This is a genomic window from Pseudonocardia sp. EV170527-09 (genome assembly GCF_008369905.1).
In the GTDB taxonomy this organism is placed as follows: Bacteria; Actinomycetota; Actinomycetes; order Mycobacteriales; family Pseudonocardiaceae; genus Pseudonocardia.
The window spans coordinates 1-239 of record NZ_VRMC01000643.1; the positions used below are offsets into that span (position 1 = coordinate 1).

General features: G+C 61.1%; 1 protein-coding gene. It reads right to left on the reverse strand.

Annotation, left to right across the window (positions count from 1 at the left end; genetic code table 11):
- Positions 1–27 precede the first annotated feature (27 nt).
- A partial coding sequence (locus tag FVA95_RS30375; protein WP_205016114.1) for an HIG1 domain-containing protein occupies positions 28–239 on the reverse strand: 212 nt, incomplete at its 5' end.

The following is a 239-nucleotide window of genomic DNA, read 5'->3' on the forward strand; positions in this document are numbered from 1 at the left end:
TTGTTGAGCTTGACCACGGAGGTGCGGTCAGCGGCCGCCGTGGGTGAACAGCAGGAGGATGGCAACAACCGCAACCGCGAGGCCCTGATACTTGATGCGGTTGAACATCATCTTGTTCTGCAGCAGCTGCATTTCGGTCGCCCGCGTGCCATCGCCTTCCAGCTCGGCCTTGGTGCTCTTGAGGAACGCGCCGATGCCGCGAAGCAGCGACCAGACTGTAAGCCCCATCAGGATGAGGA